The 9,508-nt window shown below is 72.8% G+C and carries 8 protein-coding genes and 1 pseudogene; 7 read left to right on the top strand and 2 right to left on the bottom strand.

Going from position 1 to position 9,508, the window contains the following annotated elements; genetic code table 11:
* Window positions 1–316 precede the first annotated feature (316 nt).
* Window positions 317–733, bottom strand: coding sequence for a hypothetical protein (locus tag ABZ641_RS17835; protein ID WP_344623364.1), 417 nt, complete (start codon window positions 731–733; stop codon window positions 317–319).
* Between the two features lie 290 nt (window positions 734–1,023).
* Between ABZ641_RS17835 and ABZ641_RS17830 the strand changes: the two genes are divergently transcribed.
* From ABZ641_RS17830 to ABZ641_RS17815, 4 genes are read left to right on the top strand one after another with little or no spacing between them, the layout of a single operon-like run.
* Window positions 1,024–1,929 carry an ABC transporter ATP-binding protein gene (locus tag ABZ641_RS17830; protein ID WP_344623363.1) on the top strand — a complete coding sequence of 302 codons (906 nt, stop codon included), beginning with the start codon at window positions 1,024–1,026 and terminating at the stop codon, window positions 1,927–1,929.
* Window positions 1,926–2,672 carry an ABC transporter permease gene (locus ABZ641_RS17825; RefSeq protein WP_344623362.1) on the top strand — a complete coding sequence of 249 codons (747 nt, stop codon included), beginning with the start codon at window positions 1,926–1,928 and terminating at the stop codon, window positions 2,670–2,672. Before ABZ641_RS17830 ends, ABZ641_RS17825 begins: the two co-directional genes overlap by 4 nt.
* A complete protein-coding gene (locus ABZ641_RS17820; protein WP_344623361.1) occupies window positions 2,669–3,787 on the top strand; it encodes a sensor histidine kinase in 1,119 nt (372 codons plus the stop codon). The genes ABZ641_RS17825 and ABZ641_RS17820 overlap by 4 nt, the downstream gene beginning before the upstream one ends.
* Entirely contained in the window at window positions 3,784–4,386 is a 603-nt protein-coding gene (locus tag ABZ641_RS17815; protein ID WP_344623360.1) for a response regulator transcription factor, read from the top strand. Before ABZ641_RS17820 ends, ABZ641_RS17815 begins: the two co-directional genes overlap by 4 nt.
* Before the next feature lie 34 nt (window positions 4,387–4,420).
* On the opposite strand, the gene ABZ641_RS17810 is transcribed toward ABZ641_RS17815, so the two are convergent.
* Window positions 4,421–6,442, bottom strand: coding sequence for a radical SAM protein (locus ABZ641_RS17810; protein ID WP_359982859.1), 2,022 nt, complete (start codon window positions 6,440–6,442; stop codon window positions 4,421–4,423).
* Window positions 6,443–6,751: 309 nt separating this feature from the next.
* Between ABZ641_RS17810 and ABZ641_RS17805 the strand changes: the two genes are divergently transcribed.
* From ABZ641_RS17805 to ABZ641_RS17795, 3 genes and pseudogenes are all read left to right on the top strand, one after another.
* Complete coding sequence (locus ABZ641_RS17805) at window positions 6,752–7,825, top strand: LLM class flavin-dependent oxidoreductase (RefSeq protein WP_359982856.1); 1,074 nt, start codon at window positions 6,752–6,754, stop codon at window positions 7,823–7,825.
* Between the two features lie 38 nt (window positions 7,826–7,863).
* Window positions 7,864–8,031, top strand: coding sequence for a thiomuracin/GE37468 family thiazolyl RiPP peptide (locus ABZ641_RS17800; protein ID WP_153464076.1), 168 nt, complete (start codon window positions 7,864–7,866; stop codon window positions 8,029–8,031).
* Window positions 8,032–8,151: 120 nt separating this feature from the next.
* Window positions 8,152–9,508, top strand: a pseudogene (locus ABZ641_RS17795) (hypothetical protein); the annotation flags it as partial.

Here is a 9,508-nt window from a genome sequence, read left to right as displayed (position 1 = left end):
CGGCGGCGGGGGCGGCCAGCGGCAGTGCCGCAGCCACCACGGCTAGGGCGGCCGAGGCCGTCGCGGCGAGGGGGCGGCGGGGCCCGTCTGGTCTGCTGCGGAACGGCATGACGTGTTCCTCCCGGGTGATGCGCCGGCCCGGGGGCGCGCCGCGGGCGGGACGGTGGACGGGGGCTGTGCGGCGTGCGGTGCCGCGTCGACCGTCGACGATGCGTGCGGCGGATGGGGCTTGGGAGCGCTCCCATGATGGGAGGGGGCGCCGGGCATGTCAATCTTCCCGACGTGCCGGGACGCCCCCGCCGCGGCAATCCGGCGCTCAGGCCGTCCCGGTCTCGGCGGACTTCATGATCCGGAGGAGGGGCGAGATGTCCTTCTCGAAGGTGAATTCGCGCAGGAGCGTGGTCCACCGTCCGTCCTCGCGCCGCCAGACGAAGCCGTACCGGATCGGGACGCCGTGCTGGACCCGGTGCATGACGACCGTTCCCTGGTCACCGTGTTCACTCGTCGCGAGGAAACGCACGTCGTCGATGTCCTCGCCCACCCGCTGCCCCTGGTCCCGCAGGGTGCGGAAGCGCGTCATGAACTGCTCCTTCGTCAGGATCGCGACCTGACCCGCCTCGTCGACCCGGATGTTCTCGAAGCCCGGGTCGTAGAGGACGTCGAGCGCCTCCACGTCCATCGCGAGGCCGGCGTTCAAGTACTCCCGCATGCGTGCGACCAGCGACCGGTCCATGGTCGACTCCCCTTCCGTCGTTGTCGTCCCGGCGGTTCGTGCGCGTGGTGAGCAACGGCCCGGGAACGCCGCCGCCCGCACTCCAGAGTTCCACCCGGGGGCGACAGACCACCTGCAGACCACTGACAGCCGACTCTCGCGCGAGCCGCGCACCGGGCGCTCACGTCGACCGGGGAAAGCGTCGACCGGGGAAGGCGGCGGCCGGGGGACGGCCGTTGACAATTGTCATTCGCGGCCGGTGACGCGGCATCACTACCGGAGCGGAGCGCCGAAGCGCGAGGCTGGCGGCCATGGGGACGACACAGGCGGTGATGACGGCCGAAGGGCTGCGGTACCGGTACGGCGGGACGCTCGCACTGGACGGGGTGGACCTGCGGGTCGACCCGGGGGAGTGCGTCGCACTGCTCGGGCCGAACGGCGCCGGGAAGTCGACGCTGGTCGCCCTCACGGTCGGGCTGCTCGCTCCCCAGCAGGGGACGGTTCGGGTGCTCGACGGCGATCCGCGCCGCGCGGCGACCCGGCGGCGGCTCGGGGTGGCGCAGCAGACGCCCGGCTTCCCGAACACGCTGACCGTCGGCGAGCTGGTGACCGGAGCCGCCGTCCGCGGCGGGCTACGGGCCTCGGCCGCCGAGCCGGTGCTGGCGGAACTCGGGCTCGCCGAGCTGCGGCGCCGGCGGGTGCCCAGGCTGTCGGGCGGTCAGAAGCAGCGGGTGCAGCTGGCGATGGCCCTGGTCACCGAGCCGGCCCTGCTGGTGCTCGACGAGCCGACCGTGGGCCTGGACACCGCGGCCAGGCGGCACTTCTGGCAGATCCTGGCGCTGCGCCGGGCGCGCGGCGCCGGGGTGCTGGTGACCACGCACCTGATCGAGGAGTCGGCCGCGGTCGCGGACCGCGTGGTGGTGCTCGACCGGGGCCGGATCCTGGCCGACGCGCCCCCGGAGGAGCTGGTGGCGCGGCTGCCCGACCGCACCGTGACCGTCCGCACCCGCCTCGACCTGCGGGAGGTCGGGCAGGTGCCGGGCGTGCTCTCGGTCACCGCGGAACACGATCTGATGCGGATCCAGACGCGCTCGCCCGAGGACCTGCTGCGGGTGCTGCTGGACCGGGACGGGCAGCTGTCGGAGCTGCGGGTGCAGGACGCGGGCCTGGAGGAAGCCGTGCTCGCGCTGACGGACGGGGCGGAGGCGGCACGGTGAGCGCGACGACGGCACGGGTCTTCGGAGTGGAGCTGCGGGACGAGCTGCGGGCGATCGTGCGCGAGCCCACCTCGTTGTTCTTCAGCATCCTCATGCCGGTCGGGTTCTTCGTGCTGTTCAACCTGCTCTACGGCCACCGGGTGACCCAGGGGCTGCCGGCCGGAACGGCGATGGTGGCCACCTTCGGCACCTACGGGGTGATCACGGTGGCCGCGCTGCAACCGGGGATCGGCGTCGCGCAGGACCGCGACCTCGGCTGGCTGCGGACGAGGCGGGTCTCCGCCGTGCCGATCGGGATCAGCCTCGCCGCGAAGGCCGCGGCCGCTCTGCTGTACGCGGTGGGAGTGCTGGCGCTGATGGGGGTGGCGGCCGCGGCCTTCGGCACCCTGCACGCCTCGGTGTGGCAGCTGGTGCGGCTGGCGGCGGTCCTGCTGCTGGGCACCGTGCCGTTCACGCTGGTGAGCGTGGCGGTCGGGCTGCGGCTGCGCCCCAACGCGACGATCGCGCTGCTCAATGCGCTGCTCTTCCCGCTGGCGGTACTGTCGGGGTTGTGGATCCCGATCCAGTTGCTGCCCCGGACGGTGCGTCAGATCGCCGAGTTCCTGCCCACGTACCACCTCGCCCGACTCGGGCTCGCCCAACTGGGCGGGGGCAGCGTGCTGATCCACGTCCTCGCCCTGCTGGTGACGACGGCGGCGGCGCTCGGACTGGCGACCCTGGCCCACCGCCACGCCCGGACGTGACCGCCCCGCGGGCCACCGCGCCCGGGTCGCGCGCCGGCCGGCTGCGGACCTGGGACTGGGTCCACCTCGGCTATCTGCTCTTCGTGCCCGCGCAGCCGTACTTCTCGCCCCGTCCGGCGTGGTGGGAGTGGCCGCTGGCGACCGCAGTGTGCGCCGCCACGGCCGCGCTGTACGCGGCGAAGCTGCTGCGCGGCCCGGACGCGCGCCACGTCTGGACGGCGATCGTCCCCATGGCGGCGATCGGCGCGCTGGCCACCCCGTTCAACACCAACGCGAGCGTGCTCTTCGTCTACGCAGCGGCGGTCGCGGGCGACACCCTGTCGTGGCGCGGGGCGCGGCCGTGGTTCGCGGCCCTGACCGTCCTGAACGGCGCCGCCGCCGCGGTCTCGCGGGTGCCGATGCCCTACCGGCTGTGGGGGTTCGTGTCGGCGTCGGTGCTGATCTGGGTGATCGGGCTGCTCGAACTGCGGCAGCGCGACCGGTGGCAGGAGTGGGAGAACGAGCGGCTTCGCACCTCGCAGGTCGAGCTGCTGGCGACCCTCTCCGAGCGCGAGCGGATCGCGCGCGACCTGCACGACCTGCTCGGGCACTCCCTGACCGCCGTGGTGATGCGCGCTCAGCTGACCAAGGAGCTGGTGCCCGTCGACCCGGAACGGGCGAGGGCCGAGGCGGAGGAGATCGAACGCAACGCCCGCGAGGCGCTGGCCGCGGTGCGCAGCACGGTCACCGGCTGGCGGCGGACCACCGTCCGCAGCGAACTGGAGGCGGCCCGGCGGGCGTTGGCCGGGACGGGGGTGAGCCTCGGCGTGGACTGCGAGGACGGGCTGCGGCTGGTCGCGGGGGTCGAGCACGAACTGGGGCTGGCGCTGCGCGAGGCGGTGACCAACGTGGCCCGGCACGCCCGGGCCACGCACTGCCGGATCGGACTGGACGCGGACGACAGGAGGGTACGGCTGGTGATCGCGGACGACGGGATCGGCGGCTCGGCGCCGGAGGGCACCGGGCTGACCGGGCTGCGGGAGCGGATCGCGAAGCTCGGCGGTGCGGTGCAGCGCAGCGGCTCGGCCGGCACGACGCTGACCATCACCGTTCCGCTCGGGGCGGCGGCCCGGTGATCCGGGTGGTGCTGGCCGAGGACCAGGGCATGGTACTGGGCGCCTTCGCCGCCCTGCTGGACCTCCAGCCCGACATCACGGTGGTGGCGACCGCGACGGACGGCGACGACGCCCTGGCCGCGGTGCGCGAGCACCGCCCCGACGTGCTGGTGACCGACATCGAGATGCCCGGCCGCACCGGCCTCGACCTGGCTGCGGAGCTGAACCGGACGGCCGATCCGACCCGGGTGCTGATCGTGACCACCTTCGCCCGCAGCGGCTACCTGCGCCGCGCGGTCGACGCCGGGGTGGCCGGCTACGTGCTCAAGGACGCGCCGATCGGCGAACTCGCCGCGGCGCTGCGCCGCGTGCACGCGGGTGAGCGGGTGGTCGCGCCGGAGCTCGCGGTGGCCGCGTGGGACGCGGCCGATCCGCTGACCGACCGGGAACGGGAACTGCTGCGCGCGGTCGCGGACGGCGCGGGCAACGCGGAGATCGCGGCGCGGTTGTGCCTGGCCGAGGGCACCGTGCGCAACTACCTGTCCACCGCGATGGCCAAGCTGGGCGCACGCAACCGCACCGACGCGGCCAGGACGGCACTGTCGCGCGGCTGGTTGTAGCGGCGGTGCCCTCGTCGGTGCCCGCGTCGGGCCCTCAGGCGGGGACGAGCGGCCCCGGGGCCGGCCCGGAGGACAGGGCGAACCGGAGGTCGTGCAACGGCCGGCCGGTGCCGTGCCAGATGGAGAGCGCGTAGACGCTGATCGGGTAGTGGACCCAGCGCGGCGGCGCCCACACCGTGCCCCGCACGGTGGCACCGCGGCCGCCGGCGTCCAGACCGGAGGGTACGTCCCCGGCCTCCACCAGCAGGTCCCAGGCCCTGCGCGGCACCGCGAACTCCGCCTCGTCCAGCGTGCCGCGCAGGTTGGCACGCAGGATCGTCGTCGCCGCGAGGTCGAGCGTCAGGGCGCCGTCGACCAGCGCGCGGTCGATCCGGTGCCCGGCGGCGGCCAGCTCCTCGCACAGCCGGTCGACCGCGGCCGTGAGCAACTCCTTCGCGGCGCGTTCGGTGCCGGCCGCGCGGCACAGCAGCGCCTGGAAGTGCACCTCCTCGGGCACCACGACCCGGTCGCCGATGACCGTCCGCAGCAGCGCCGCGTCCAGGTCGGCCGGCTCCCGGTGGGCGGCGGCGACGTTGCGGGCGACGGCGCGCAGGAACGGGTCGGCGCAGTCCTCCAGCAGGAACGACCACAGCCGCTCGCAGAGGTCGACCGTGCGCACGCCGGTCGTGGCGTGGACGACGCGCAGGGCGCAGCGCAGCAGGATCTTCTGGAACAGCGTCATGGAGACGCGGAAGGCCATCCCGCGCACCCACTCGTCGGCGGTCATGCCGTCGTGGGCGACGACGACCTCGGCGACGAGTTCGGGGTTGGTGACGTCGCACGGCATCCGTCGCGTCGTCAGCTTGTGCTCGTCCTGGAAGGTCTCCCGCGCGTACTCGGTGTTGTTGAGCAGCAGCAGCGGATAGATCACCGGGGAGCCGCCGGCGGTCAGCACCTCCTCGACCCCGGCGAGGTAGGAGTCGTAGGTCTCGCCGGGCAGGCCCCAGATCAGGTCCGTGTAGGTCGGCACGTCCAGTGCGCGGAACCGGGACAGCAGCCGGCGGTAGTGGTCGGTGCGGATGTTGGCGCGGTTGGCGATCCTCAGCACGTCCGGGTCGAAGGACTGCGCGGACAGCGTGATGGCGCCGGTGAGTTCGGCGGCGTGCAGCATGCCGGCGATCTCCACGATGCGGTCGTTGCCGTTCTTGGCCCAGTTGGTGCTGATGACCAGCCGCTTGCCGTGGCGGCGGGTGAGCTCCACGATGTGCTCGGCGATCTGCCGGTCCCGGGCGACGATGCCGAAGTTGGCGTCCGCGATGAACAGGGTGGCGTCTGTCGGCATCAGCCGGACGAGCCGGTCCAGTTCGCCGAAGATCCGCTCCAGGTCGAACTGGCGCACCTTGGAGTTGGTGGCGCCGCCCCAGTAGCAGAAGGCGCACTTGTAGGGGCAGCCGCGGTTGGTCTCGTAGACGATCATCGACGAGCCGGCGATCTCCTCGTCGGAGTAGACCGAGGTCAGGATCGGCGAGACGACCTGCTCGAGGTCGGTGATCCGGTCCGCGTCCGGGGTGGTGACGACGGCGCCGTCGGACCGGTAGCTGATGCCGGGGACACCGGCGAGTTCGCCCCCCGCCAGGAAGCAGCGGACCAGATCGCGGAACCGCAGCTCGCCCTCGCCGTGGACCAGCACGTCCACCCAGGGCGCCTCGGCGAACAGCGGGTCCTGCTGGTGGCTGACGTCGTTCCCGCCGAGGACGACACGGCAGTCCGGCCAGCGCTCCTTCACCCGGCGGGCCAGCTCCAGGGACTGGGCGCGGTTCCAGAAGAACACCGTCAGCGCGACGGCGAACGGCTCGTCCCAGGAGTCCAGCAGCTCGGTCACGGCCCGCTCGCCGCCGCTCTGCTCGCGCACGCTGATCCGGAACTCGCAGGCGTCGTCGAGCACCGGGTCGGCGACCGCGGTGGCCTTCAAATAGCCGAGGGTGACGCTGTACCGGACGCCGTGCATTGCGGTGAACTCGACGAGCTGGACGGTCTTCTTCTTCGCGGCCGCCCCGGCCGGCGAGGTGGAGGTCATGGCTACCAATCCGTGCAGTCGGCAACGGCTACACACGGTCGCAGCGCGCGGTGGTGCCGTCAATAACGCGCGATTTGTAGCGTAAGTATCCCGGAGGATACCGGCCGCGAGTCGAAATGCTTTCCGGTGCGGCCGGATCGGATGGTGCACATTGACGGCTCCGGTGGCTCGATGTAGCGTCGGCCCGGATCCCCCGCCCCACGCCAACTGGCCAAGTCTCCATGCCAGCGGGCCCGGAGCGGGTGGACGACCGCCGCAGACGTCGATCGCACGGATATCCAGGAAATTCCCGGAGATCCGGTCCAAGGAGTGGTGTCGGTGCGCTTCGGGCTTTCCTTCCTACCTGACTGCACGCCCGAGACGAAATCCCCGCAGGCCTATTTCAGTGACGCGCTGGAATTGTCCGTCCGGGCGGAGCTCGGTGGCCTGGAAACCATCAAGATGACCGAGCACTATCTCCACCACTACGGCGGCTACTGCCCGAGCCCGCTGGGATTCCTCTCCGCGGTGGCCGCCCGGACGGCGTCGGTCAGGCTGATGACCGGCTGCGTCCTGCCGGTGTTCCACCACCCGATCCAACTGGCCGCGGAAGCCGCGCAGGTCGACGCGATCAGCGGCGGCCGGCTGGACGTGGGATTCGCCCGGGCCTATCTGCCCGACGAGTTCGACGCCCTGGGCCTGCCCATGGAGGAGAGCACCGAGCGGTTCCGGGAGACCGTCCGGGCGGTGCTGCGCCTGTGGACCGAGGAGGAGGTCAGCGAGGACACGCCGTTCTTCTCCTACCGCGACGTGACCGGCCTGCCCCGGCCCACCCAGCGGCCGCACCCGCCGGCCTGGGGAGCCGCGGTGCGCACCCCGGAGAGCTTCACCTGGCTGGGCACGGAAGGGCTGGGGCTGCTCATCACCCCGCTGATCTCGCCGCACGAGTTCCGCGACCACCTGACCCTCTACCGCGACGCGTTCCACGCCGCGCACGGCGGCACCGGGCTCCGCCCCCGGGTCGCGGCCAGCCTGCCCCTGGTGGTCGCCGACACCGACGCCCGCGCGGAGCGGATCGCCGAGACCCACCTGCGGCGCTACCTGGACGTGTGGGCCCTGGCCGTGAACGCCTGGGACCGCAGGGAGTCCACCGCCTACCGCGGCTACTCCGGGTTCGGCTGGATGCTGCGCGGCCTGAAGCCCACCGAGCTCTTCACCCGGGGCGGCGCGATCGTCGGATCCCCGGCCACGGTCGTCGACCGGATCCGTGCCTTCAACGACCACATCGGCGGCGTCGACCAGATCCTGTGGCAGATCGACTTCGGTGCGATGCCGCTCGCCGAGGCTGGGCAGACCCTGGAGCTCTTCTGCTCCGAGGTGCTGCCCGAAGTGAAATCACTGTGACGAACCGTCACCCGGAACACGAGGGGGGGTGTGAAGACATGGAGGGATTCGAGGACCTGGTGCTGGACGACGGCGCCTTCGAGCTCGTCGACCTGGGCGAGGTGGTGCCCGCGTCGGTGACGGCCGGCTACGGCCTGACCGAGCTGTCCGCTTCCGGCGGCGCCAGCAGCTGTTGCTGCTGCTGCCCGTGCTGCTCCTGCACCTGACCGGGGTGCTGATCGATCCGGCACCCGTGCTCTAGCCGGTGCGCGTGCGTGTACGAGGACCGGGTGGCTCTCGGTCCTCCTCCTGACCTGTCATCGGATCTGCCTGGAGAAGCGGTGGTCATGGACGTCGATGTCGAGCGGATCCGGCCGCGCCTGCGTGGTGACGTGTACGTCATGCGGGTGCCCGAGGGCGCGTACATCCGCAGCAACCTGGGCGGATCGATGCTCAAGGGCGCGTCGACCTACGAGTGGATCCAGCGGATCGCGCCACTGCTGGACGGCACCAGGACCCTCGGCGAACTGTGTGCGGCCGTGCCGGAGCAGAGCCGTGCCGCGCTGGCCAGACTGACCCTGCTGCTGCTGGGCAAGGGCTACGTCAAGAACGTCCTGGACGACCGCCCGCACACCCTCACCGCCGACCTCGCCAGGACCTACGCCGCGAACATCGCCTTCGTCGAGTACTTCACGGACTCGCCGGAACTGCGCTTCGAGCGCTACCGCGAGGCCGCCGTCGTCCTGACCGGCGCGGGCCCGCTGCTGCAGGCACTGACCAACGCGCAGCTGCGCTCCGGCGTGCGCACCGCGACGGTCGCGCCGTTCCCCGAGTCCCCGTTCGACCGGGACCGCGTCGCCGAGCACCTGGCCGCGGCCCGGGCGCTCGACCCGGACCAGCGACTCGCCCACCTGGAGGCCGTCGACGACGACCGGCTCGCGGCCGGCGCCGCGATGGTGCTGCACGTCGCCGACCGGCCCATGATCGGGCGGGCCCGGCGGCTACCGAGGACCGCCCGTGCCGCGGGCGCCGCGTTCGCGCAGGCGGTCGCGGTCGGTGACGAGGCGTGGATCGGCCCGGTGATCGGCGAGGACGGCGACGCCACCGCCTGGGAGTCGGCCTGGCGGCGGCTGTGCGCACTCGCGCCGGACCTGCCGGGCGCGGACCTGAGGGACCGTCCGGATCTCGCGCCGAGCGACTTCCTGCGCGGCCCGACCGTCGCCCTGGTCGCCAACCAGCTCTGCTTCGCGGCGTTCCGCCACCTGACCGGCATTGACCGGGGGCAGGCGGCCGACCGGCTGGTCCGGTTCGACCTGGAGACGCTGGAGACCGCGACCCACGCCTTCCTGCCGCACCCGCTGGCACTCCCCGCCGTCCCCGACGACCCGGCCCGACCGGCCGCCCTGTCCGCCGCACCGCCCGTCGACGACGAGGAGCTCGCCCGGCGCGCGGTGGACTGCGTCGACCCCCGGACCGGCGTGTTCGCGGAGATCACCGAGCGCGACTACGAACAGCTGCCGCTGTTCGTCAGCGAGGTGATGGTCTCCGACCCGGTCGGCCTGGCCGGCGGCCCGTTCCCGGTGCACGGCTGCGGCGAGAGCGTCGTCGAATCGCGCCAACGGGCCGTGCGGCGCGCGTTCGAACGCTACGCGGCCGTGATGGCCGACTCCCGTAGGGGCGACCGGCTGCACGTCCACGCCGTGC

The organism is Kitasatospora sp. NPDC007106 (genome assembly GCF_040634455.1).
In the GTDB taxonomy this organism is placed as follows: Bacteria; Actinomycetota; Actinomycetes; order Streptomycetales; family Streptomycetaceae; genus Kitasatospora; species Kitasatospora arboriphila.
Note: the sequence above shows the minus strand (reverse complement) of the source record. Positions and strands in the feature narration are given on the sequence as shown.

Coding starts and splice junctions, on each gene's coding strand:
- ABZ641_RS17835 (WP_344623364.1), bottom strand. CDS start 733: ATGGACCGGTCGCTGGTCGCACGCATGCGGGAGTACTTGAACGCCGGC.
- ABZ641_RS17830 (WP_344623363.1), top strand. CDS start 1,024: ATGGGGACGACACAGGCGGTGATGACGGCCGAAGGGCTGCGGTACCGG.
- ABZ641_RS17810 (WP_359982859.1), bottom strand. CDS start 6,442: ATGACCTCCACCTCGCCGGCCGGGGCGGCCGCGAAGAAGAAGACCGTC.
- ABZ641_RS17800 (WP_153464076.1), top strand. CDS start 7,864: ATGGAGGGATTCGAGGACCTGGTGCTGGACGACGGCGCCTTCGAGCTC.